24 protein-coding genes are annotated in these 22,726 nt (G+C 44.6%); 4 read left to right on the top strand and 20 right to left on the bottom strand.

The window, feature by feature from the left end:
- Positions 1-46: 46 nt before the first annotated feature.
- Entirely contained in the window at positions 47-922 is an 876-nt protein-coding gene (locus OO016_RS08115; protein ID WP_266012284.1) for an alpha/beta hydrolase, read from the bottom strand.
- A 30-nt stretch (positions 923-952) separates the two neighbouring features.
- Positions 953-1,741 (bottom strand): tRNA pseudouridine synthase A, encoded by a 789-nt coding sequence (locus OO016_RS08110; RefSeq protein ID WP_369413835.1) that lies wholly within the window; start codon positions 1,739-1,741, stop codon positions 953-955.
- A gap of 115 nt (positions 1,742-1,856) precedes the next feature.
- Here OO016_RS08110 and OO016_RS08105 point away from each other — a divergent pair, with 115 nt between their 5' ends.
- The 3 genes from OO016_RS08105 to OO016_RS08095 all read left to right on the top strand — a co-directional run bounded on the left by OO016_RS08105 (position 1,857) and on the right by OO016_RS08095 (position 4,273).
- A complete protein-coding gene (locus OO016_RS08105; RefSeq protein ID WP_266012282.1) occupies positions 1,857-2,291 on the top strand; it encodes a hypothetical protein in 435 nt (144 codons plus the stop codon).
- A 118-nt stretch (positions 2,292-2,409) separates the two neighbouring features.
- The gene (locus tag OO016_RS08100; RefSeq protein ID WP_266012280.1) at positions 2,410-3,624 is read left to right on the top strand and encodes a DUF418 domain-containing protein; all 1,215 of its coding nucleotides are present in this window, start codon (positions 2,410-2,412) and stop codon (positions 3,622-3,624) included.
- 166 nt (positions 3,625-3,790) lie between these two features.
- Positions 3,791-4,273, top strand: coding sequence for a hypothetical protein (locus OO016_RS08095; RefSeq protein WP_266012278.1), 483 nt, complete (start codon positions 3,791-3,793; stop codon positions 4,271-4,273).
- Positions 4,274-4,326: 53 nt separating this feature from the next.
- Here OO016_RS08095 and OO016_RS08090 read toward each other — a convergent pair whose 3' ends face one another.
- Positions 4,327-5,796, bottom strand: a complete 1,470-nt coding sequence (locus OO016_RS08090) for a sigma 54-interacting transcriptional regulator (protein WP_266012276.1) — start codon at positions 5,794-5,796, stop codon at positions 4,327-4,329.
- Between the two features lie 21 nt (positions 5,797-5,817).
- A complete protein-coding gene (locus tag OO016_RS08085; protein WP_266012274.1) occupies positions 5,818-6,963 on the bottom strand; it encodes a vWA domain-containing protein in 1,146 nt (381 codons plus the stop codon).
- Between the two features lie 77 nt (positions 6,964-7,040).
- Between OO016_RS08085 and OO016_RS08080 the strand changes: the two genes are divergently transcribed.
- Complete coding sequence (locus tag OO016_RS08080; RefSeq protein ID WP_266012272.1) at positions 7,041-7,856, top strand: DUF1853 family protein; 816 nt, start codon at positions 7,041-7,043, stop codon at positions 7,854-7,856.
- Between the two features lie 5 nt (positions 7,857-7,861).
- Here the strand turns inward: OO016_RS08080 and hisIE are convergent, their stop codons facing one another.
- The 16 genes from hisIE to lpxA form a co-directional block, all read right to left on the bottom strand.
- A complete protein-coding gene (gene hisIE / locus OO016_RS08075; RefSeq protein WP_266012955.1) occupies positions 7,862-8,464 on the bottom strand; it encodes a bifunctional phosphoribosyl-AMP cyclohydrolase/phosphoribosyl-ATP diphosphatase HisIE in 603 nt (200 codons plus the stop codon).
- A gap of 37 nt (positions 8,465-8,501) precedes the next feature.
- The gene (gene hisF, locus OO016_RS08070; RefSeq protein ID WP_266012270.1) at positions 8,502-9,257 is read right to left on the bottom strand and encodes an imidazole glycerol phosphate synthase subunit HisF; all 756 of its coding nucleotides are present in this window, start codon (positions 9,255-9,257) and stop codon (positions 8,502-8,504) included.
- 1 nt (position 9,258) lies between these two features.
- Positions 9,259-9,777, bottom strand: a complete 519-nt coding sequence (locus OO016_RS08065; protein WP_266012268.1) for a DinB family protein — start codon at positions 9,775-9,777, stop codon at positions 9,259-9,261.
- Positions 9,774-10,553, bottom strand: a complete 780-nt coding sequence (locus OO016_RS08060; RefSeq protein ID WP_266012266.1) for a 1-(5-phosphoribosyl)-5-[(5-phosphoribosylamino)methylideneamino]imidazole-4-carboxamide isomerase — start codon at positions 10,551-10,553, stop codon at positions 9,774-9,776. The genes OO016_RS08065 and OO016_RS08060 overlap by 4 nt, the downstream gene beginning before the upstream one ends.
- A 3-nt stretch (positions 10,554-10,556) precedes the next feature.
- Complete coding sequence (gene hisH / locus OO016_RS08055; protein ID WP_266012264.1) at positions 10,557-11,138, bottom strand: imidazole glycerol phosphate synthase subunit HisH; 582 nt, start codon at positions 11,136-11,138, stop codon at positions 10,557-10,559.
- A gap of 10 nt (positions 11,139-11,148) precedes the next feature.
- The gene (gene hisB, locus OO016_RS08050; RefSeq protein WP_266012262.1) at positions 11,149-12,300 is read right to left on the bottom strand and encodes a bifunctional histidinol-phosphatase/imidazoleglycerol-phosphate dehydratase HisB; all 1,152 of its coding nucleotides are present in this window, start codon (positions 12,298-12,300) and stop codon (positions 11,149-11,151) included.
- Positions 12,300-13,340 carry a histidinol-phosphate transaminase gene (gene hisC / locus OO016_RS08045; RefSeq protein ID WP_266012260.1) on the bottom strand — a complete coding sequence of 347 codons (1,041 nt, stop codon included), beginning with the start codon at positions 13,338-13,340 and terminating at the stop codon, positions 12,300-12,302. Before hisC ends, hisB begins: the two co-directional genes overlap by 1 nt.
- 20 nt (positions 13,341-13,360) lie before the next feature.
- Positions 13,361-14,650, bottom strand: coding sequence for a histidinol dehydrogenase (gene hisD, locus OO016_RS08040; protein ID WP_266012258.1), 1,290 nt, complete (start codon positions 14,648-14,650; stop codon positions 13,361-13,363).
- Positions 14,647-15,504: an ATP phosphoribosyltransferase gene (hisG, locus tag OO016_RS08035; protein WP_266012256.1), complete on the bottom strand. Its 858-nt coding sequence runs from the start codon at positions 15,502-15,504 to the stop codon at positions 14,647-14,649. Before hisG ends, hisD begins: the two co-directional genes overlap by 4 nt.
- Before the next feature lie 187 nt (positions 15,505-15,691).
- Positions 15,692-16,507, bottom strand: a complete 816-nt coding sequence (locus OO016_RS08030; RefSeq protein WP_266012255.1) for a prohibitin family protein — start codon at positions 16,505-16,507, stop codon at positions 15,692-15,694.
- An 11-nt stretch (positions 16,508-16,518) separates the two neighbouring features.
- Positions 16,519-18,546, bottom strand: coding sequence for a VWA domain-containing protein (locus OO016_RS08025; protein WP_266012253.1), 2,028 nt, complete (start codon positions 18,544-18,546; stop codon positions 16,519-16,521).
- A gap of 83 nt (positions 18,547-18,629) precedes the next feature.
- The gene (fabG, locus tag OO016_RS08020) at positions 18,630-19,376 is read right to left on the bottom strand and encodes a 3-oxoacyl-[acyl-carrier-protein] reductase (protein ID WP_266012251.1); all 747 of its coding nucleotides are present in this window, start codon (positions 19,374-19,376) and stop codon (positions 18,630-18,632) included.
- 110 nt (positions 19,377-19,486) lie between these two features.
- Entirely contained in the window at positions 19,487-20,359 is an 873-nt protein-coding gene (gene sucD / locus OO016_RS08015; RefSeq protein ID WP_266012249.1) for a succinate--CoA ligase subunit alpha, read from the bottom strand.
- 63 nt (positions 20,360-20,422) lie between these two features.
- Positions 20,423-21,355, bottom strand: coding sequence for a UDP-3-O-(3-hydroxymyristoyl)glucosamine N-acyltransferase (locus OO016_RS08010; RefSeq protein WP_266012247.1), 933 nt, complete (start codon positions 21,353-21,355; stop codon positions 20,423-20,425).
- A gap of 14 nt (positions 21,356-21,369) precedes the next feature.
- Positions 21,370-21,936, bottom strand: coding sequence for an elongation factor P (efp, locus tag OO016_RS08005; protein ID WP_266012245.1), 567 nt, complete (start codon positions 21,934-21,936; stop codon positions 21,370-21,372).
- Positions 21,937-21,940: 4 nt separating this feature from the next.
- Entirely contained in the window at positions 21,941-22,726 is a 786-nt protein-coding gene (gene lpxA / locus OO016_RS08000) for an acyl-ACP--UDP-N-acetylglucosamine O-acyltransferase (RefSeq protein ID WP_266012243.1), read from the bottom strand.

Genomic DNA, 22,726 nt, shown 5'->3' with positions numbered 1-22,726 from the left:
AACTAAGGCAATTAAATAAGTACTTATACCCCCAATAAAAACCCTCTTAATTAGCTTCATTGGAACTTTTTGAGGATTGGGCATACTCATGACTGCTGCCGGTCAGGTCGACCTCTTTAGGCCTTGATTTTATTATATCACTGAGCATCTTATGGTAAGATTCAAAAGCATGCAGGTTTTTATGGCCACCTCCTATCACGGTATACAATGTGGTCTGTTTGGGTTTGATTCGCGATAGTTTGACACTGGTGCGGTAAGGGATCAGTTTATCATCTGTTCCATGGATAATATGGATAGGACAGGCTACATAACGCAACCATTTATAGGTGGGCATTGGAAATTTGAGTAAGAGGGAGAGCGGCATAAAAGGCATGTATCTTTTTCCCACCTTGCTCAGACTGTAATATGGCGCATCAAGGATCAGCATCCTGGGGTTGTTCATAGAGGCCAGTTTGGCAGCGAAACCGGAACCGAGGGAACGCCCATAAAGGATAATGTATTTTTCAGAAACCTTTTCCTTGATCTTGTTGTAGATAAGCTGCATATCGCGCTTGATGGCCTTTTGCGTCCTTCGTCCTGTGCTTTTGCCAAACCCCCTGTAATCTACCATAAGCACATCATAACCATGCCTGGTGAAATCTACAGCAAACTTTCCCCAGCCTTTGATGCTTTTGGAATTACCCTTGAGGTAAAAAACTATACCCCTGGGCCCTTTTGCCTTAAATCGGAGTCCGTTGATAACTGCACCATCCCTGGTTTCTACATTGTATTCCTCTGTTTCCTGATTTTCATAGGCAAACTGAAAATCGGGGGGTAGCTTTTCCGGTTTAAATAAGATATAATCCTGCAGGAAGTATACTAACAGGCTTATCAGCAGATAGACCAGAAGCGATAGGACCAGGATGTTTAACCAAAGAGGCATACTTTAACTTTAGTGGAATGTACAAAATTTTCATTTGCCTCCTTTAAACTGTAGTTTGTTTAGGTGAAGGCCCGAACCAGGTGCTATGTATGTCAGTTCAAGGCTTTCCGGTTCAACAAGTGAGTAGCGCAGTTGCTCCAGGCTAAGTTCCCCACTGCCAAGGCTTACCAGTGCCCCCATGATCATACGAACCTGATAACGTATAAAACCATGACCTCCAATCTTAAAAATATAACTTTTGTCCGGGAAAAAGCTGGCAGAAAATACAGTGTTGGGAATTAACTCTGACAATATCACTTTTCGCTTTTGTTGATTTCCTTTCTGATCCCTGGTTGTGTAAGAGGAAAACTCGTGCGTACCAATGAAAAGGGACGCACCCTTCTGCATTAACGGGATATCCAGTTCGCCATGAAAACCGGCCATCAGGGGTGCACAGAAGGGGTGCAGTTTAGCCCCGAAGGCAAACAGGTAGTGATATTCCTTATACGAAGCATCATTGATGATGTTGAAGTCCTGTTGAACAGGTAAAATTTTAAATATACGGATATCGGGAGGCAGGTTTAGGTTAAAATGATCCATAAATTTCGATAGATCTTCAAGGGGTTGTCCCTCCAGAAAAAGTTCAAATGCACCATCAAGCGAGGAAACCCGGGAATCTGTTCTGCTGCTTCCGAGGATCTTGTACTCTCTGCCCGGCAAAACAAATCTGAGCGTTTTCAGTAACATCCCCTCTACGGTCTTTTGTTCGGGTTGTCTTTGCCAGCCGCTGTATCGGAAGCCAAGGTACTGTATGCGAAGTAAATAATGGTGTCTGTCCATTTTCAGAAAACACGGGAGATTTAGTCAATTAGTAGTATCAATCCCTCAGGATTATATGTAAATCTCGTACTTTTTTGTACATTCCATTAACAAAACAACCTTAAATCCAATTAAAATGACAAACAAAGCCAAACCAGCTACCTGGTACTGGGTAGTTTCTGTGCTGGCACTCCTCTGGAACCTTATGGGAGTACTGGCATATTTAGGACAGGCCTTTATTACGGAAGAAATGAAGGCTGAGTATTCCCCCGAACAACTGGCCCTGATTGAAGGCAGGCCTTCCTGGGTTACAGCGGCTTTTGCTATAGCCGTCTGGGGTGGATTACTGGGGTGTATAGCCCTTTTGATAAGGAAGCGCTGGGCCCGCCCACTATTGTTGATTTCACTGCTGGGTGTGGTTGCACAGACATCTTACAATCTTTTTGCAACAAATGCAGCTGAAGTATTCGGGCAACTACAAGGACTGGTTATTCCACTGTTTGTTGTAGTAATCGCTCTAATACTCGTATTGATTGCGAAAATAGCCGACCGAAAGCAATGGCTATCCTAAACCAATAGGGCCTGAAAGTAAATTTCAGGCCTTTATTTTATTGTAGATTTCACTGACTTTTCCGTAACATTTATGTGCGCAGGGCATCTTATCATTAGTATCCTGCTATTCCTTGCATATGAACATTACAACCACAAATAAAGGTCGCATTCAAATAGTGGATGCCCTTAGGGGTTTTTCCCTGGCCGGTATTGTCATTGTTCACCTGGTGGAAAATTATATTGCTGCCCCTTCCCCTGAAGGTGCACTCGACGCTACACACACGGGCATTCCTGATTACGTTGTAGATGGCATAATAGGTATATTCTTCCGGGGCAAGTTCTTTGCCTTGTTCTCTTTTTTGTTTGGGTTGAGCTTTTTTATTCAAATGGACAGGGCCCGGGATAAGGGACAGGATTACCGCTGGCGTTTTCTTTGGCGATTGTTGCTTCTGTTTGTGATTGGCTTTGTCCACCATATGTTCTACAGGGGCGACATTCTTACTATTTATGCCCTCCTGGGCGTGTTTCTGATCCCATTCTACAAAGTTCGCACTCCATGGGTACTTGCTATAGCCGCTCTCCTTTTTCTTGGGTTGGGTCGATTTGCGGTTTTTTTATTTACCCGGGGAGATAATTTGTTTATGCCCGGCGCATTTGATCCCAACACTCCGGAGATAGCCTCCTATTTTGAACTATTGAAATCGGGGGGCTTAAATGAAGTAATGCATTCCAATGCTACAGAGGGCCAGATTATGAAGATGGATTTTCAGTTCGGTATTTTTTCGAGAGGATACCTAACGCTAGCTTTCTTTTTGCTAGGCCTTTATGCCGGACGTATCCGTTTCTTTGAAAATTTCGAAGAACGATGGAGCTTTATGCAAAATATCCTTTATGGATCAATAGGCGTATTGGTGGTTGGTTTAGGAGTTACAGTGCTGGGGTTCGCCCAGATGGGACCTATTGTAACCTTTGATAATTGGATGGCCATGATAGGCCTGACTGGTATGGACCTGGTTAATTTGGCCCTTGCCTTAATGTTAATTGCCCTGTTTGTATACCTGTATAAAAAGATCAGGTGGCAACCATGGCTACAGTCCTTTGCTCCATATGGCCGCATGGCCCTGACCAATTATGTTTTTCAAAGCATATTGGGAACATTCTTCTTTTATGGATGGGGCCTGGGCTACCTGGCAACAATCCCTAACCGCTATACCTTCCTTATGGCTTTTGGTGTAATTGCATTTCAAATGTGGATAAGCAACTTGTGGCTGAAGCACTTCCAGTATGGACCGCTGGAATGGATATGGAGGAGTCTTACCCATTTCAAATATTATCCGCTCAGAAGATCATAGCAGGTTTTTCGTTAAGTGTAATTTTCAACCCCTGGAACAAGCTCGTTTCACCACAGCTTTCATGTACTTCTCAACATAGAAAACCGTTCGTCGAAATTTTTGAAATAAAGAGAAAAAGCAGCTCGTTAGGTATGTAGAACTTCGGTCATAAAACCGCTAAACCTCCATGAGTATATTGTCACGAGCTTCTTCCTGGAAATTATCACTTTTACTGAGTATACTGTTGCTTCTTGTACTTATTGTATTTAATTTCTATGGTTTGTACACCGCCCGTTTCTACTTTCTTAAAATAGACAACTACATATTCCTTTTGCTGGCCATTATACATTTCAAATATATACAGATGCTGTGGCTTAAGATTAGTGAAAATGGTTATCCGGACTCTAAAATACGCAATCTCGAATACGGATTGTATCCCATATTGTTCGTCTATGCTTTCAAGGCTTCGGAAACAACTTATTTGTTATTGAATGCATCCAACTTTGAGGAATACCTGTTGCCACGGAACTTTTTACCTATTGGCATCACGGTGTTGGGAATGCAGATAGCCTTAATCCTGCTGACCTTTCTTAGTTTTTCCTACAGGAGGAGAAAAATCGGGGTCTATAATTTTGACAAAATCAACGAAAACATCGATTCCTGGCAATAACTGGAATCCCTTGTGTTATGGCGATAAGAAAGCCCCGTGATCCGGGGCTTTTTTTATAATCCGCTGATATAGCTACCATAGAGGTCCTTAAACTGGTACCCTTTGGTAAAGCGATGTTTACTAAGTTTCTTATTTACCACAAGGCCCCATAACAGGAATTCCATTAGGAAATACCTGTCCGCCTCAGGAAAATCCGGCTGATATTTTGACAACAGTGCCTGCAGTGGTCTTATTGCCGATAGTTGTTCCTGGTAATCGGCCTCCGGGGCTTCATCCATTAATTCAAACCCATCCCCGTTAAAGAACCATTCGATCAGTTCATCATAAGGACCTTCTGCATCCTTGTGCTCCAGTTTTTTTATTTCAGGAAAGTATTGCGCGAAAAGGCTTTTGATCGCTTCCTCTATGAGATGCAGGGCAACCGTATCGGCACCTTCCTGTTCGCCCTCATAAACAAGTTCAATCTTACCCGTTATTGCAGGTATTACACCCATGAAATCAGTTAAGCGCACAGTAGTTTTAGTTTCACCGACATTTAGCAGTCTTCTTTCCGCTGTGCTTAACAGGTTTTCATAGGCCGTTATGCTCGTGCGCGCGCTAACCCCGCTTTTGGCATCCACATATTCACTGTTCCGGGCCTCAAAACTAATCTGCTCCAACAAATCCCTGGCTAGTGCTGGTACGTGTATAGCTGCAGTTTGACTGTCGTCCAGCTGAGCTTCCTGCTCTGTTATCTTCCGTGCCACAGCAATATCCTCAGGGTAATGCGTGAGAATCTGAGAACCAATGCGATCCTTGAGGGGAGTCACTATACTCCCACGGTTGGTGTAATCTTCCGGATTAGCAGTAAATACAAATTGCACATCCAGGGGTAAGCGTAATTTAAAGCCCCTGATCTGAATATCTCCTTCCTGCAATATGTTGAATAAGGACACTTGTATACGTGCTTGCAAGTCAGGCAGTTCATTGATCACGAATATACAACGGTTGGCTCTGGGAATCATACCGAAATGGATTACACGGTCATCGGCATAGGACAGTTTTAGATTGGCTGCCTTAATAGGGTCTACATCGCCAATGAGGTCCGCAACTGTGACATCCGGAGTAGCGAGTTTCTCGTAAAAACGATCTTCCCTGTGCAACCATGAAATGGGAGTCTCCTCCCCTTTTTCGGCAAGCAGTTCCCTGCCATAACGCGATATAGGGTTCAGGGGGTCATCATTGATCTCGGAACCTGCGATAACGGGTATATATTCATCCAGAAGGTAAACCATAAGCCTTGCGAGCCTAGTCTTAGCCTGCCCTCTTAAACCCAGTAAATTAATATTGTGCCGGGATAGAATGGCCCGCTCCAGTTCCGGTATTACAGAATCTTCATAGCCCCAAACGCCTTCAAAAACAGTTTCTCGGTTACTGATCTTCTCACGAAGGTTTTCCCGCAATTCGTCTTTGATAGATTTACTTCTGTAGCCTGCTGCCTTTAGCTGGCCCAATGTTTTTATTTCCTTGTAATTAAATTTCATAACACTTGATAGAGGGAAGCATTATCCCCTTAATCTTCTTTTTCGGTTTTGTTCGTAATCTTCAAAAATCATTTCACCCAGCCCCTGCAATCCGGTAAAAAAGGCCTTGCCTTTGTTTGCTTCCGTAAAGTGACGCACAAATTGCATCAAATACGGATCCTGGGCAATCATAAAAGTAGTAATGGGTATATGCAATTTACGCGCCTGCCGGGCCATGTTGTAGCACTTCTCTACAATGTAATCATCCAGGCCAACGCTATTTTTGTAATAATTCCCATCCGGGAGCCGCAGGCAGCTGGGCTTCCCGTCTGTAATCATAAAAATCTGCTTGTTAGTGTTTCGTTTGCGCCTTAGCATATCCATGGCCAATTGTAATCCCGCTACTGTATTGGTATGGTAGGGGCCTACCTTCAGGTAAGGGAGGTCTTTAATAGCGATAGGCCAGGCATCATTGCCAAAAACCAGCACGTCCAGTGTATCCTTGGGGTAGCGGGTAGTTATTAACTCAGCAAGGGCCATCGCCACTTTCTTAGCCGGTGTAATACGATCTTCCCCATAGAGGATCATACTATGGCTGATGTCTATCATCAGTACCGTGCTCATTTGAGCCTTGTGATGCGTATCCTCCACCACGAGGTCATCTTCGGTTAGGGAGAACCCATCGGTTCCATGGTTAATCTGGGCATTCTTAAGGCTTTCTGTCATGGAGATATGATCCAGGGAATCGCCAAAACGATATTCCCGGAAATCCCCGGTGTGTTCATCGCCTGTGCCGGATTTACCGGTCCTGTGATTGCCTGATCCACTGCGTTTCAACTTGCCGAAGATCTGCTCCAGTGCCCTTTGCCTGATGATGCGCTCCAGTTTGGCCGTTATACTCCTGCTTCCCTCCCCCGGTTCACCATCGCCAGTCTCACCTCCGTCTTCAAATTCTTCACGGATATAGCCCTTAGCCTTGAGGTCTTCTATGAAATCCTCAATAGTGTAATCCTCATCCGTTAATGAGTATTCCTTATCGAGCTCCCGAAGCCAGTCCAGGGCTTCATCAACATCGCCTGAAGTATGGGTAATAAGTTCCTGAAAGATTTCGAATAATCTCTCAAAAGGAGATTGATCCGGTGCCTTAAATGAAGAAAAACGAAATCCTTTCCTTGTTTCCATAGCCAACAGCCTAAATTAATACATTTCATTCAAGGCTATGCCCTTTTAAAGAAAACTTAACGGTTTGGCTTATTTTAGCTTTTATGGGAAGCAGCGAATTAAATAGATACCTGGGATTTTTAGATACCCCTCCTCTCTGGGTTAAAAAACAATTCGGCCTCGAACAGTTTAATTTCCCTGAAGTTGAGATCGCCCAACAATGGCTTCCACAAATTCCTGAAGGCATCCGACTGGGACATCAGATGGAGTTCATCTTTCTCCAGTGCATTGCACGCTCAGAGAAGTACGAAATTATTGCACATAACGAGGCTCTCCGGGAATCCGGTCGCACCCTTGGTGAGGTGGATTTTATACTGTTCGACAGAAAAATAAAGGAATACCTGCATGTAGAACTCACTTTTAAGTTTTACATAATCGACCCTGATATTTCCGAACCCATACACCGGTTGATGGGCCCAAACCGTCGAGATATGTTCTTTACGAAACTGGATAAGATCAGGAATGAGCAACTGGGACAGCTGTCAACCCCTGCCGGTTTGTCGATACTTGAGAAACTCAAACTCTTCGATAAGAAGATCGTGCCTCAGGTATGTTTCAAAGCTCAGTTATTCCTCCCTTTCGGTGCTGAACATGGCCATATCCGACCCTTGAATACGGCCTGTATAGCTGGTTATTGGCTTCGATTCGACGCTTTTAACAGTCCGGAGTTCAAGGATGGTCTGTACTTTATTCCTTATAAATACGAGTGGCCTGTAAACCCTTCATTCAATGAAAGTTACATGACTCATTATGAGGTGTTGCTTGAGCTAAATATCCGAATGATCAAAGAAAATGCGCCTTTGGTATGGAGAAAGAAAAGCGATTCTACCTTTGAAAAATTCTTTGTAGTATGGTGGTAATCTATTTATCGTTCCTGGTGGCGACCATTTAGCAGTTCCACTACCTCTTTAAGCGAATGTCCCTTAGCCTTTAACAGGATCAGGTAATGGAAAAGCAAATCTGCTGCTTCATTGAGAAAGAGTTCGGTGTCGTTGTCTTTAGCTTCGATTACGGTTTCCACTGCCTCTTCCCCTACTTTCTGTGCGATTTTATTGATGCCCTTTTTGAATAGGGAGGCCACATAGCTGGAATCTGAATCTGCTTCCCGCCTTTGATCAATTATATTTTCCAAATCGCTCAGAAAACCATAATCAGCCTCATTGCTATCCCCCCAGCAGGTATCCGTACCCTTATGGCAGGTTGGTCCTTTGGGTTTGACCTGAAGTAACAAGGTATCCGAATCACAATCCACACTGCCTTCAATAAAATCGAGGAAGTTACCGCTTTCCTCCCCCTTGGTCCAGAGCCGGTTTTTTGAACGACTAAAAAATGTAACCTTTCCGCTTTCCTGCGTCTTTTCCCAGGCATCCTGATTCATATAGCCCAGCATCAACACCTTTCTTGTGACGGCGTCCTGAATAATTGCAGGGACCAGTTTGTCTGTATTTTTTTCGAAATCAATATCCATCATCCTAATTAGTCTGTTAACCCGATTAATAATCTATTTATATACGTACGGGTATTCCCTGTTTTTTTAATTCCCTTTTGAGTTCCGCTATGGCCATCTCCTTATAGTGAAAAACACTGGCCGCAAGGGCTGCATCGGCCTTTCCTTCTATAAAAGTATCGGCAAAATGCTGCATATTACCGGCTCCGCCTGAGGCAATAACCGGTATATTTTGCTCTGAGGATAAGCGTGCCAGAGCCACATTGGCAAATCCATTTTTGGTACCATCATGATCCATAGACGTGAACAGTATTTCCCCTGCTCCACGTTCTTCCACTTCCCTCGCCCAGCTGAAAAGTTCTATATCTGTAGGCACCTTACCACCCACGAGATGCACTTTCCATTCGCCCTGAACCTGCTTTGCATCTATTGCAACCACTATACATTGAGAGCCAAATTTGGCCACCAGTTTGTTGATTAGATCCGGATTTTTTACCGCGGAAGAATTGACAGATACCTTGTCTGCCCCGTTTTTCAGAAGTACATCCACATCCTCAACAGAGGAAATCCCACCCCCGACCGTAAAGGGAATATTCACTTTTTCGGCCACGTGATAAACAAGCCTGGCCAGGGTTTTGCGTTTTTCCTCTGTGGCCGAAATATCCAGAAAAACGAGCTCATCCGCGCCTTCCTCAGCATAGCGAGCTGCCAGTTCCACCGGGTCCCCGGCGTCCCTGAGCTCAACAAAATTAACCCCTTTTACCGTACGTCCATCCTTGATATCCAGACAGGGGATTATACGTTTGGTCAGCATATTATTCGTCGTTTTTGGTATTGAGGTTGGTCCCGGAATAAAACCCAAGATCTACTTCCTTCAATTGTTTTGTCCAGAAGGCCAGTTGTCCCGTATGATAAGCATAATGCTCCACCACGTGTACCGCTATACCAATACCACTGAGAACAAACCCCTGTACTTTGTATTCAGAAAGCCATTCTTCCCTGGTACGGGAGAGTATTACCTCCCTGGCTTCTTTTAAAACCTTACTGAATTTATTTGTTAGCTGCTGTTTGGAATAACCACCCCGGGTACTGAACTCCAGGTCACGCTCCCGAATATCCTCCTTACGCCCGAGTGCAGATATGGCATACTGTGTAATATTTCCACAAAGGTGCAAAATGAGATTGCCCGCACTGTTGGAAGCTTCGTTGGGGCGAACCCAAAGTTCGTCTTCTGTTAGCATGTCCAGGCACTTCAGTATCATCGCCGTCTTCTCATCCATCCGGAAAAGAAGGCTCTCCAATATTACCGCTATGCTGTCCTGATCTTTACTCATGATTGCATTAAAATATAGCCCTCTAATTCTTTTAGGGTTATTCTATTTTCGTATATCGCCTTACCAATAATAACGCCTTCACACCCTATTTGGGCCAATTTGGGTAATTCTTCCATACCGGATATACCCCCACTGGCAATAAGCTTGATTCCGGGAACTTCACGATCTTCAACCCCACTGGGGCCTACAGAGGTTTCCACCTTTGCTGTCTTCTTGAGTATTTCCCTGTAAAGGTCAAAGGCCGGACCTGCCAGCATACCATCCTTACTTATCTCTGTGCAAATTACATACTGAATCCCTTTCTTCTGATAGGACTTGATAAAAGGAACTACCTCCTCCGTGGAATCTTCCTGCCAGCCGAAAACCGAAATATGCCCGTCCCTGCAGTCTGCCCCCAGAATGATCCTGTCTGGTCCGTAATATTCCAGCCATTTCAAAAAAGTTTCCCTGCTCTTCACAGCAATACTGCCTCCTGTTGCCTGTCTTGCCCCGCTTTCAAAGATCATATGAAGGTCTTCGTCAGATTTTATTCCTCCTCCGAAATCTATTTGCAAGCTTGTTTTGGAGGCAATAGTTTCCAGGATTCGGTAGTTTACAACCTGTTTGGATTTTGCTCCGTCCAGATCTACCAAATGCAGGTTCCGGATACCATGATCCTCATAAGCCTTTGCTACTTCCAGTGGATCTTCATTGTATATCTTTTTTGTGTCGTAATCCCCCTTGGAGAGGCGCACGCACTTACCGTCAATAATATCAATGGCTGGTATAATTCTCATCCTTTACAGATCAATGAAATTTTGCAGGATCTTGGCTCCTATCGTACTGCTTTTCTCCGGGTGAAACTGCACGCCATAGAAATTACGTGATTTTAACGCAGAACTGTAGGAAAGCCCGTAATCCGAAACGGCAATGGTATCCTTACATAGTGGAGCGTAATAACTGTGAACCAAATATATAAAGGCTTTTTCTGGTATGCCCTCGAAAAGGTCTGATTTTAAATCACTTATCTGGTTCCAGCCTATCTGGGGTACTTTAACCCCGTGATTGAATTTACGAACCTCAGTATTAAATATACCCAATCCCTGAGTATGTCCTTCTTCAGAGTAATTGCACATCAATTGCATGCCCAGGCAAATTCCCAGAACGGGCTGCGTAAGTTCAGGTATGATGCGATCCAGCCTACTTTGCTTTAGTTTTTCCATCGCGCTGCTCGCTTCCCCCACTCCGGGAAAAATGATCTTATCTGCGTTTTTTATGGTGTCCACATCAGCAGTAAGTTCTGCCTTAAAGCCAAGCCTGGCGAAAGCAAATTTTATGCTTTGGATATTGCCTGCCCCATAATCAATAATTGCAATATTCATGTTTGTTCCTTTAGAGCATCCCTTTGGTTGATGGCAACACCATCTTATTCGTATCCCGTTTAACTGCCATTTTGATGGCCTTGGCAAAAGCTTTAAAGATAGCTTCGATCTTATGGTGCTCATTGGTGCCTTCGGCCTTGATGTTGAGATTTGCTCTGGCAGCGTCAGTGAACGACTTAAAGAAATGCATGAACATTTCGGTAGGCATGTCCCCTATTTTTTCCCTCTTGAAATCGGCTTCCCAGACCAGCCAGTTCCTGCCACCAAAATCCAGGGCAACCTGTGCGAGACAATCGTCCATAGGCAGCGTAAACCCGTAACGCTCTATCCCCAGTTTAGATCCCAGGGCATTGTGGAATGCCTCGCCAAGAGCAATGGCGGTATCTTCTATGGTGTGGTGTTCATCAACCTCCAGGTCACCTTTTACAGCAATTTCCAGATCCAATTGACCATGGCGGGCCAACTGGTCCAGCATATGGTCAAAAAATGAAAGTCCGGTATTGATATTTGATTTGCCGGTTCCATCCAGATTAATGCTAATCCGGATATCGGTTTCATTAGTCTTCCGGTTTACAGTAGCCGTGCGGTCCTTAAGCTTGAGGTATTCGTAGATCCCCTTCCATTCGCTGGTTTCCAGTCCGATATATTTAACAATCTCATCCTGTTCCACAGTCAGTTCATCCGTACCCAGCTGGGTTTCGTTATTAATGAATATCCCCTGTGCACCCAAATTCTTTGCCAGTTCCATATCTGTAAGTCGATCCCCGATAACAAAAGATTGCCCCAGGTCATAGGCTTCGCTAAAATAGTCTTGCAGCAGGCCTGTACCAGGTTTTCGAGTTGGTGCATTTTCATGCGGAAAGGTTCGGTCTATGTGGACGGCGTCAAAAAGGATTCCTTCATTCTCGAAGGTTTTGATTATAAAATCCTGTACAGGCCAGAAATCTCCTTCGGGAAAGGACTCGGTTCCCAGCCCGTCCTGGTTGGTAACCATAATCAGTTTATAATCAAGTTCCTGGACAATTTTACCCAGATAGCTAAAAACCCCGGGGTAAAACTCTATCTTATCAAAAGCGTCGATCTGTTCATCTTCTGGTTCCCTGATCAGGGTGCCATCCCGATCGATAAACAGTAATTTCTCTTTTTTTAAATTATTTTCCATTACAATTCCTTTAATGCCTTTATAAGTGTAACATTCTCCTCCGGCGTCCCGACGGTAAACCGCAAAGTGTTTTCGCACAAAGGTTGCGTTGATCGGTTTCTAACAACAATTCCTTTAGCGATCAGTTCGTCGTACCTTTTACCCGCATCATCCACCCTGGCCAAAATAAAATTAGCATCCGATTCAAATACTTGTTTTATGCAGGGTATTCCCGGTAATGCCGCCATAAGCTTCTTCCTTTCGTCCAGAATCTGGCCGAGCTGGGAAGCGTTCAGGTCTGTGTTATTCAGCTGCTCCATAGCCCGTAGCTGAGTTAATGCATTTACATTGTACGGGGGTTTAATTTTGTTCAGTACGTCTATTATAGCTTGAGAAGCATAAGCTACACCTAACCTGATTCCTGCCATTCCCAGTGCTTTTGAAAAAGTCTGGGTGACGATTAGATTGGGATGATCTTCCAGCTTCCGGATCCAACTGCCCTCAGTTGAAAAATCAATGTAGGCCTCATCAATGACCACCAGTCCGTCGAAATTTTCCAGTAATTTTCTTATTGCAGTGTCATCAAAACGATTAGCTGTGGGGTTATTAGGTGAACTGATGAATATGATCTTGGAGTTTTTATCGGCCGCAGCGAGCATAGCCTCAACGTCAAGGGAAAATCCATTCGTAAGATAAACTTCCCGATTCTCAACGGCGTTGATGCCGGCCAGTACCTTATACATCCCATAGGTTGGGGGGGCTGTAATTACATTGTCTTTATGCGGCTCACAAAAGGCTCTAAAGATCAGGTCTAGCACCTCGTCACTGCCATTTCCTAGAAGAATAAAAGATGAAGGAACTCCCTTTATATCGGCCAACTTTTGTTTAAGAATCCGCTGCTGGGGATCCGGGTAGCGATTCAAACCGTTGTCGAAGGGGTTTTCGTTGGCATCCAGAAATACCATATCCGCACCACTATCGGTATATTCATCCCGGGCAGAGGAATAGGGTTTAAGATCCCTTACATTTTCCCTTGTTATTGAATTAAGATCGAATCCCATTTGAAATATAATTCATGCTTCTATTTTGATAACAGGGCTTGCAGTCGAAGGGTTACGGCATTTTTGTGTGCCTGCAGCCCCTCGGCCTCTGCCATAATAGCTACCGTTGGTCCTATTTGCTGAATCCCTTTTTCTGAAATACGCTGGAAGGTAATACTCTTCATAAAGCTATCCAGGTTTACCCCGCTGTATTGTCTGGCGTAACCATTGGTAGGAAGCGTATGATTGGTTCCTGAAGCGTAATCTCCGGCACTTTCGGGTGTGAAATTACCGAGAAATACAGATCCGGCGTTTATTACTTTTTCTGAGAGGACTTCAGCATCCTCACAGCTCAAAATTAAGTGTTCAGGGCCATAGAAATTGATCATATCCAGGGCATCTGAAATACTTTCTGCTAAAATGAGCTTGCTGTTGCTCAAAGCCTTCTGTGCTAAATCCTTACGAGGCAGTTCGGCCAATTGCATATTAATCTCTTCCCGGACAGACTCCAAAAAGGTCTGGGAAGTGGTGACCAGTACTACCTGACTGTCTGCACCGTGTTCGGCCTGACTTAGCAAATCCGCAGCCACAAATGAAGGCTTTGCCGAATCATCGGCCACAACCATCACCTCGCTTGGGCCCGCTGGCATATCAATGGCTACCCCATATTGGGTTGCCAATTGCTTGGCTACCGTAACGTACTGGTTTCCAGGTCCAAAAATCTTATATACCCGTGGTATAGTTTCAGTGCCAAAGGTCATTGCTGCAACGGCCTGAACCCCACCGACCTTGTAAATACGATCAACACCGCATAGGGAAGCAGCATATAATATGGCCGGGTGTACTTTACCTTCTTTGTTCGGAGGGGTACACATGATAATTTCCCTGCAACCCGCAATCTGAGCCGGTACCGCCAGCATGAGGATAGTGGAGAACAGAGGCGCAGTTCCTCCCGGAATATACAAGCCCACTTTTTCAATGGGCCTTTTCTCCTGCCAACACAGAACGCCGGGCGCAGTTTCAACCTCCACCCTGGTTGTTTTTTGAGCGCTGTGAAAACGCTTTATATTGCCCATGGCATTCTGAATGGCTTTTTTGAGTTCGGGATCAAGGGCCTTTTCGGCATCTTTAAATTCCTGGGGTGAGCAAAGTAGTGAATCTACCAATACCCCATCAAAACGGGAAGTATACTTCTGTACGGCCTCATCACCAGAGCTCATAACGGCACGAAAAATAGGCTTAATCTGATCTTCAATTTCTTCAATTTCAGGGGTAGGTCTCCTGAAAAGCTCTTCCCAGCTTTCCCGTACCGGGATACTTATAATTTTCATAGCACCATTTTTTCAATTGGACAAACCAGAATCCCTTCGGCCCCTGCGCGCTTCAATTCATCAATAACCTCCCAGAACTTGTCCTTGTTGATCACGGTATGAATGGAGCTCCAGCCTTTTTCGGCCAATGGTAATACCGTAGGACTTCGCATTCCGGGCAGTATTTCAATGATCGCCTCTATTTTATCGTTAGGGGCATTCATAAGCACATACTTGGATTGTCGCGCTGCAAGTACAGAACGAATCCTGAACCGGAGGGCTTCCAGGGTTTCTTTTTGCCCCTCCTTTATTTTGGGTGAAACTGCCAGAACCGCCTCAGATTTAAGCATTACTTCAACTTCCTTGAGATTGTTTTTAAACAAGGTGCTGCCGCTGGAAACGATGTCACAGATAGCGTCGGCAAGACCAATGTTAGGCGCTATCTCCACAGAACCATTGATAATGTGCAGATCGGCTTCAACCCCCCTGCTGGACATATATTGCTGAACCGTATTCGGATAGGAAGAGGCAATGCGTTTGCCTTTTAAATCCTGAATCCCTTTATAATCGAAACCCTTTGGCACGGCCAGGGAGACCCGACATTTAGAGAAGCCAAGTTTCTCCACAATTTCAATTTCCTTCCCTTTTTCCACCAGGACGTTCTCCCCGATTATAGCGATGTCCACTACTCCATCCCTGAGGTACTGGGGAATATCCCCGTTCCGAAGATAAAAGACTTCCAGAGGAAAGTTGCGGGCCAGGGCCTTTAGCTGATCCTTTCCATTATCTATTGAGATTCCACAATCTTTCAGGATCTTCAGAGAATCCTCGTTGAGCCTGCCAGACTTCTGAATTGCAATTTTTATATTTCCCATAGTTTTTCTTTTCCGCAATTAATACCAAAAAACCCGTTTGAGCACTCAAACGGGTTTTTCTATCGTTGCAATATCACACAACACTTCTACCTCGCCTGAGTGCAAGTATAAAAATGATGATGTGTATTGTTTGTTTTCACAGGCGGTAAAATTAGGACTAATTTTAAATTCGCCAAAGATTTAGGCCTTAATTATTTCCCAAAATCAATGGTAATCCGTCATCTCCGGAGCCTACAACAACTACTTTGGCATTAGGCGACTGCGCTAACTTTAACGTTGCTTCAATACCTTTATCCTGCAGGATCTTGTCTGTTAGAGAAGCACTGAGAATACGGTTGGCGTCTGCCTTACCCTGTGCCTCGATCCGCTGACGCTCCGCTTCCTTTTCCGCAGTTACCAGGCGGAATTCGTACTCCAGTGACTCCTGCTCCTGTTTTAGCTTACGCTCAATTGCATCCTTGATGGTTGGAGGCAGGGTAACATCCCTTACCAATACTTCATCAAGCACGATGTATTGTTCCTCAACAATCTTTTTAGTCTCCTCAAAGATCTCTCTCTGTATGGCATCCCTTTTACTGGAATACAATTGCTCCGGAGTATAGCGACCTACCACGCTTCTTGCTGCAGAACGAATAGTTGGCAGCAGGATCCTCTGTAAATAATTCTCGCCAATTTTCTGGTGCAGGTTTCCTAAATCATTGTAATTAGGCATGTACCAGGCAGAAGCGTCGAGCTGAATATCCAATCCATTGGACGATAGCACCTTCATTTTTTCAAAGATCTCCTGTCTCCGAACTTCATAAACATAAACCTTGTTCCATGGAGCAACAAAATGGAAACCTTCACCAAGTGGCGGTTTGTCTGTTACAACCCCATCTCCCAGTGTCTTGTATAAAACCCCGGCCTCACCAGAGCCAATAATGATGGTTGATTTGGATATCAGAATAAATGCCAGTATGATCACTACAATCGTTGGCAATGCAATTTTAGGTAATTTGTCCATATGAAATGTATTTAAATAAGTCCTTGGTATTTCCTGAGGAACCATTCGATAGCAAGTGCCAGGGCGATGGCTGCAAGCAGGATTTTATAGTCGATCAAAGATACGACATTTTGCTCGCTTCTCTGTGTGGGAAGGTATTTGGGGTTGTCGGTTATTTCAGTTATAAGTGAAGCCACCTGGTCGGGAAAGAAGAGCTTTCCTTCAGATCGTTCAGAAAGGCGTTCCAACTTCTCATAATCACTGGACATGAACAGGCGTTCCACTTCATATTCCAGGATGGTAAAACTGCCTGACTGTGATAATTCTTCTTTTTCAACCGATACGATGAATTCGTAGTCACCTGATTCAAGATCGCTTAAATTGACTTCGTAATACCCCTGTTTCAACAACATGTCGCGATCGGTATAATCTCCTCCTTTCGGACGAATCCGGATCTTGAGTTTTGCGTTTCCGTCAAACTGGAATGCCCTGTCAAAATAAGTTGCCCTGATACGCGCCGCCTCCATACCCCGGAAGGTATTTTCATAATCCAGGTTTAAGCGGTTTTTGGTGGTATTTGTGGAAAGCAACCGGATAATCTTCCCTACAAAGGCATCAAATTCTTCGAAGCTCTGTTGGCTGCGGAAGCTCTGCATACGCCATTTCCAGATATTTTCACCAAAGAGCACTGCCTCCCTACTTTCATTTTCCTGGATAATGGCAAACATTGGTTCTCCTGTATCTACACCCCTTATGCGCTGCTCAAGAAGAACGTCGTGACGCCTCCTAATCCGCAGTTCTCCCAGTGTTGCTGCCAGTGGCGGATATGACCGAAAGTCTATTTTACCTGTGTCAAATGCAGCAAACCCTTTATTTATTACCGGCAATACTTCGTCATTCAGGTTTACGAACTCCTTTTCGAAACTTTGCTGCACATCGTTTAAAAACCTCCAGTCTGTTTTAGTTCCGGTTATGGTAAACCTGCTGGTTCCTGATGCGTTCAGGTAATTGTAAAGCGACTGAAACGTATTATTGGGCTGATAAAGGATAAACATATCATATTGCTGCCATTCATCGGGGTTTCCAAAGGGCTTAAGTATGGAAACCGCCCTTTGTTCGTTGGCCTCAATAGCCTTTTTAAGGGTGCCTACATCCGGGTGTAGCATATCCGTAACAATGGCCACCCTGGTCTGTTCATCCAGGACTTCCAGTGAAGCATAGCGGATGTTATTTGCCTTGTTCCTTTCCTGGGGAAAGCTGCTTACTTCCACTCGGATATTTTTTTGCCCTATGCTGGAGGCCTCCAGTAAAGCGGTTATTCTTTTCGTATTCTGATCAGGACTAAGCGTTATTGACTCGGAATAAACCCGTTCATCATTCAAGAAAATAGAATAGCGGGTATCCAGAGGGTTTTGCCCCTCATAGCTAATAAAGGTCTCTATCGGAAACCTGTTCCTGAGGAAAGCGTAGCGGTTGAGGTTAACCTGATCTATCCTGAGGTCTTCGTATTTGGTGGTATCCCCAACTACCAGGCTGTACACTGGAAATTTAGCCTGGGAACCAAAATATTCATAATCTGATCCGTAAGTCTGATTACCATCGGTAAGCAATACAACAACGGCCTCTTCTGGTTCAACGATCTCGTTGATCTCCTGCAGGGCAAAGTTGATATCCGTTATCGATCCTGTAAATGAAGTAGAATCTCCTGAGTAAAGTTGGTCCGCAAAGCCAAACTGCCGCAGATCAAATTGCCTGGCCAGGTCAGCTTGCTTCAATTGTTCCAGTGCCTGCTTCAAGATTGTATCGGCTCCGGAATGACTTATCGAGCTTGAATGGTCCGAAACCAGAATCAATTTTCGCTTCTCCAATTGGATGGTTTGCTGATCGATCTCCGGGTTGATTAGCAATACCAGGGTGGCAAAAAGGGCAATAAACCGGAATGCAGCCATCAAATTATGCCGCATTCCCCTCCTGTCAGATCTGAAGTAATACTGATAATATACAAGCAGACCTGTCGCCAGGGCAGCAAGTATTAACAGGAGTACCGTGTTGATCTGCATGGTATAATTCTATAAAACCCAGGGAGTCTAAACGCCCCTGAAAGTCCGGTTTCCTAATGTAAAAGCTGGTTGGGAAATATGATCTAAGTGAGCATTCCTCCGTCTACATTCAACACCTGGCCCGTAACATAGGTTGACAGGTCTGATGCCAGAAAAAGACAGGCATTTGCAACATCTTCTGGTGTTCCTCCCCGTTTAAGGGGAATCGCATCGCGCCATCCCTGCACGGTTTTTTCATCCAGCTTAGCCGTCATTTCCGTTTCAATGAAACCAGGTGCAATGGCATTACATCTTATGTTTCGGGATCCAAGTTCAAGTGCTACAGATTTTGTAAACCCTATCATCCCGGCTTTTGATGCGGCATAATTGGTTTGTCCGGCATTACCTTTAACCCCAACCACACTACTCATGTTTATGATTGAGCCCTTTCGCTGTTTCAACAGAGTACGCTGCACTGCTTTAGTCATGTTGAATACGGACTTTAAATTGGTTTCGATGACTTTATCAAAATCTTCTTCACCCATCCGCATTAGCAGGTTATCCCGGGTAATCCCGGCATTATTAATTAACACGTCTATACCTCCAAAATCTTCCAGTACCTGGGCAACTAACTTCTCGGAGTCTTCAAAACTCGCTGCGTTACTTTTATAGGCCTTGGCCTTTACCCCCCTGGAAGAAAGTGCTTTTTCCAGTTCCAAAGCCGGACCTTCACTGGAACTATAGGTGAATGCAACATCAGCCCCGTGGTCGGCAAAGACTTCGGCTATACCTTTTCCAATTCCCCGGCTAGCTCCGGTAATAATGACCTTCTTTCCTTCGAGTAGTTTCATTTTGTTAGGTATTTAAACGGTTAGCAATCAAAGATAAGTTTTGTTTATGGCAAAGACCAAAAAAAATCCCGTTCAAAAAAAGAACGGGATCATACTATGCTTTTGCTGTACTATGCCAGGACCTCTTTTACCTTTTGTCCGATCTCCGCAGGGGAATCCACCACATGAATTCCGCATTCCCTCATGATCCTTTTCTTGGCCTGTGCAGTATCATCACTTCCTCCTACTATGGCGCCGGCATGCCCCATGGTTCTTCCTGCAGGAGCTGTTTCACCGGCAATAAAGCCAACAATTGGTTTGCTGCTGCCACTTTCCCTGTACCACCTGGCCGCGTCCGGCTCCAACTGGCCTCCAATTTCACCAATCATCACCACGCATGTGGTTTCAGGGTCTTCAATCAGCAATTTAATGGCCTCTTTGGTGGTAGTCCCGATAATTGGGTCACCTCCAATGCCTATTGCAGTGGTAATCCCCAGACCCTGACGCACCACCTGATCTGCCGCTTCATAGGTCAGTGTGCCAGATTTGGACACAATCCCCACATTGCCCTTCTTAAAGACAAACCCAGGCATGATTCCCACCTTGGCCTCTTCAGGCGTGATTACACCCGGACAGTTGGGTCCTATTAAAGTACAATCGCGTTTTTTGATATAATCGTAAACCTTAACCATATCAGCTACAGGGATTCCTTCGGTAATGGTTATTATTACTTTTATTCCGGAATCTGCTGCTTCCATGATAGCGTCCGCAGCAAAAGCCGGGGGCACAAAAATAATTGAAGTATCTGCACCAACTTTCTCCACAGCTTCAGCCACTGTGTTGAACACTGGCTTTCCCAGATGCTCCTGTCCACCTTTGCCTGGGGTAACCCCTCCTACTACATTGGTGCCATATTCTATCATTTGCCCGGCGTGGAATGTACCTTCACTCCCGGTAAAACCTTGAACAATAATCTTGGAATCTTTATTTACTAAAACGCTCATAGGGTTAATTTTTGAAGCACAAAAATATAAGTTTGTAAAGAAATGCGGGGGTGGTTTCCTGCATTATTTTTCCAGTTTATTTAAAATATCTGGTATTCGTTTAACATTGGCCATTTGTTTAAGTTTTTCACGGGCCTCTTCGGCTGGACTCCCGAAATAAGTCTTGCCTCCAGGGAGGGATTTGGCCACACCTGTCTGGGCCAGCACAACAGCTTTTTCGCCAATCGTAGCTGCACTGGTCACCCCTACCTGTCCCCATAAGGTAACTTCGTCCTCAATGATGACACATCCTGCTATGCCTGTCTGTGAAGCGATTAGGCATCGTTCCCCTATCACGGTATCATGCCCTACCTGAACCTGATTGTCCAGCTTGGTGCCTTTACGGATCCGGGTATCCCCGCTAACACCCTTGTCTATTGTACACAAAGCCCCAATTTCAACATCATCCTCAATAACCACTCTTCCTCCGGACAACAGCTTATCAAACTTGTCTGTCCTTTTCTGATAGTAGAATGCATCGGCACCAAGTACAGCCCCGGAGTGGATAATCACATTGTTGCCAATAATACAATTGTCGTAAATGGCCACATTTGCGTGGATAATGCAATTTTCACCAATCTCAACATTATTGCCTAAGAATACATTGGGCTGTATAACAGTATCCTGCCCTATCTTGGCCGAATCTGAGATAGATTGATGGCTTTGGCGAAAGGGCCTGAAGTGGTTAGTTAGCTTGTTAAAATCACGAAATGGATCGTCCGAAACGATCAATCCCTTACCTTCCGGGCAGTCTACTTCCTTGTTGATAAGTACCACCGTAGCCCGGGAATTCAAAGCCTTGTCATAGTACTTGGGATGATCCACAAAAACCAGGTCTCCCGGTTCTACCACATGGATTTCATTGATTCCCAAAACCGGAAAATCAGCAGGGCCTATAAATTTTGCGCCAAGAAGTTCAGAAATGCTTTGGAGGGTCTGGGGAGATGGAAATTTCATAGCGTTCTGTAATGCTAGTCTTTTGCCCTTTCCATGTAGGAGCCTTTCTCGGTGTCTATCTTGATCCTGTCCCCTTCATTGATAAACAAGGGCACATTCACCCGGGCTCCTGTTTCTACAGTGGCAGGCTTGGTGGCATTGGTTGCCGTATTACCCTTAACCCCTGGTTCTGTATGGGTAACCTCCAGTATAACACTGGCGGGCATGTCCACAGAGAGTGGCATACTGTCTTCTGTATTGAACATGATCGTTACAATCTCACCTTCTTTCAGCAAACCTGGCGCATCCAGGGCGCTTTCCTGCAGGGCAATTTGATTGTAATCTTCTGTGTTCATAAAATGATAGGTACTGCCATCTGCATACAGGAACTGATAAGACCGGGTTTCAACGCGAACATCATCTATTTTATGCCCGGCCGAAAAAGTATTGTCAATGACCTTTCCTGTGGTTACACTTTTAAGCTTTGTTCTTACAAAAGCGGGGCCTTTTCCTGGTTTTACGTGAAGAAATTCAATTATCTTATAAATGTCGTGGTTGTAGCGAATGCACAATCCTTTTCGGATATCTGATGTTGTTGCCATAAAATTAACTTGTGCTAAAATAACCTTTCATAATTCCTCTCTGGGAATCCCTGATGAATTGTAATATTTCGTCTCTTTCTGTAGTCGCAGCCATCTCAGCCTCGATTATCTGAACGGCCTGGGAATTATTGTAGTTCTTTTGATATAAAATTCGATAGATATTCTGGATCTCCCTGATCTTCTCCGTATCGAATCCCCTTCGTCTCAACCCAATGGAATTGATCCCAACGTAAGACATGGGTTCCCTTGCCCCTTTGACATATGGAGGAACATCCTTTCTAACCAGTGAACCTCCGGTAACAAAGGCGTGCTGCCCAATGGAAACAAACTGGTGAACCGCAACCATACCTGCCAGAACCACGTTATCTCCAATGGTAACATGGCCGGCCAGGGTAGAATTGTTTGAAAATATGCAGTTATCCCCCACAATGCAATCGTGGGCAATATGGCAGTAAGCCATAATTAGACAGTTATTACCAATAACCGTTTTCATGCGGTCTGCAGTACCCTTGTTAATTGTAGCACATTCCCTTACGGTAGTGTTGTCCCCTATGTGAACTGTGGTGTCCTCCCCGTTGTATTTCAGATCCTGTGGAGGGGCGCTGATAATAGCTCCGGGAAAAATATTGCAATTCTTTCCAATCCGGGCCCCTTCCATGATGGTTACATTAGAACCAATCCATGTCCCTTCTCCAATAGTTACATTGTTGTGGATGGTGGTAAAAGGTTCCACAACCACGTTTTTAGCAATTTTCGCACCGGGATGTATATAAGCCAGCGGTTGATTCAT

The sequence above is a fragment of the Lentiprolixibacter aurantiacus genome (genome assembly GCF_026241225.1).
GTDB classification, from domain to species: Bacteria; Bacteroidota; Bacteroidia; order Flavobacteriales; family Flavobacteriaceae; genus Lentiprolixibacter; species Lentiprolixibacter aurantiacus.
This window is presented reverse-complemented; position numbering and strand designations above follow the sequence as displayed.

Bases quoted from the DNA above. Each gene is read 5' to 3' on its own strand.
- OO016_RS08115 (WP_266012284.1), bottom strand. From the start codon at position 922: ATGCCTCTTTGGTTAAACATCCTGGTCCTATCGCTTCTGGTCTATCTG.
- OO016_RS08110 (WP_369413835.1), bottom strand. From the start codon at position 1,741: ATGGACAGACACCATTATTTACTTCGCATACAGTACCTTGGCTTCCGA.
- OO016_RS08105 (WP_266012282.1), top strand. From the start codon at position 1,857: ATGACAAACAAAGCCAAACCAGCTACCTGGTACTGGGTAGTTTCTGTG.
- OO016_RS08100 (WP_266012280.1), top strand. From the start codon at position 2,410: ATGAACATTACAACCACAAATAAAGGTCGCATTCAAATAGTGGATGCC.
- OO016_RS08095 (WP_266012278.1), top strand. From the start codon at position 3,791: ATGAGTATATTGTCACGAGCTTCTTCCTGGAAATTATCACTTTTACTG.
- OO016_RS08090 (WP_266012276.1), bottom strand. From the start codon at position 5,796: ATGAAATTTAATTACAAGGAAATAAAAACATTGGGCCAGCTAAAGGCA.
- OO016_RS08080 (WP_266012272.1), top strand. From the start codon at position 7,041: ATGGGAAGCAGCGAATTAAATAGATACCTGGGATTTTTAGATACCCCT.
- hisIE (WP_266012955.1), bottom strand. From the start codon at position 8,464: ATGGATATTGATTTCGAAAAAAATACAGACAAACTGGTCCCTGCAATT.
- hisF (WP_266012270.1), bottom strand. From the start codon at position 9,257: ATGCTGACCAAACGTATAATCCCCTGTCTGGATATCAAGGATGGACGT.
- OO016_RS08065 (WP_266012268.1), bottom strand. From the start codon at position 9,777: ATGAGTAAAGATCAGGACAGCATAGCGGTAATATTGGAGAGCCTTCTT.
- OO016_RS08060 (WP_266012266.1), bottom strand. From the start codon at position 10,553: ATGAGAATTATACCAGCCATTGATATTATTGACGGTAAGTGCGTGCGC.
- hisH (WP_266012264.1), bottom strand. From the start codon at position 11,138: ATGAATATTGCAATTATTGATTATGGGGCAGGCAATATCCAAAGCATA.
- hisB (WP_266012262.1), bottom strand. From the start codon at position 12,300: ATGGAAAATAATTTAAAAAAAGAGAAATTACTGTTTATCGATCGGGAT.
- hisC (WP_266012260.1), bottom strand. From the start codon at position 13,340: ATGGGATTCGATCTTAATTCAATAACAAGGGAAAATGTAAGGGATCTT.
- hisD (WP_266012258.1), bottom strand. From the start codon at position 14,650: ATGAAAATTATAAGTATCCCGGTACGGGAAAGCTGGGAAGAGCTTTTC.
- hisG (WP_266012256.1), bottom strand. From the start codon at position 15,504: ATGGGAAATATAAAAATTGCAATTCAGAAGTCTGGCAGGCTCAACGAG.
- OO016_RS08030 (WP_266012255.1), bottom strand. From the start codon at position 16,507: ATGGACAAATTACCTAAAATTGCATTGCCAACGATTGTAGTGATCATA.
- OO016_RS08025 (WP_266012253.1), bottom strand. From the start codon at position 18,546: ATGCAGATCAACACGGTACTCCTGTTAATACTTGCTGCCCTGGCGACA.
- fabG (WP_266012251.1), bottom strand. From the start codon at position 19,376: ATGAAACTACTCGAAGGAAAGAAGGTCATTATTACCGGAGCTAGCCGG.
- sucD (WP_266012249.1), bottom strand. From the start codon at position 20,359: ATGAGCGTTTTAGTAAATAAAGATTCCAAGATTATTGTTCAAGGTTTT.
- OO016_RS08010 (WP_266012247.1), bottom strand. From the start codon at position 21,355: ATGAAATTTCCATCTCCCCAGACCCTCCAAAGCATTTCTGAACTTCTT.
- efp (WP_266012245.1), bottom strand. From the start codon at position 21,936: ATGGCAACAACATCAGATATCCGAAAAGGATTGTGCATTCGCTACAAC.
- lpxA (WP_266012243.1), bottom strand. From the start codon at position 22,726: ATGAATCAACCGCTGGCTTATATACATCCCGGTGCGAAAATTGCTAAA.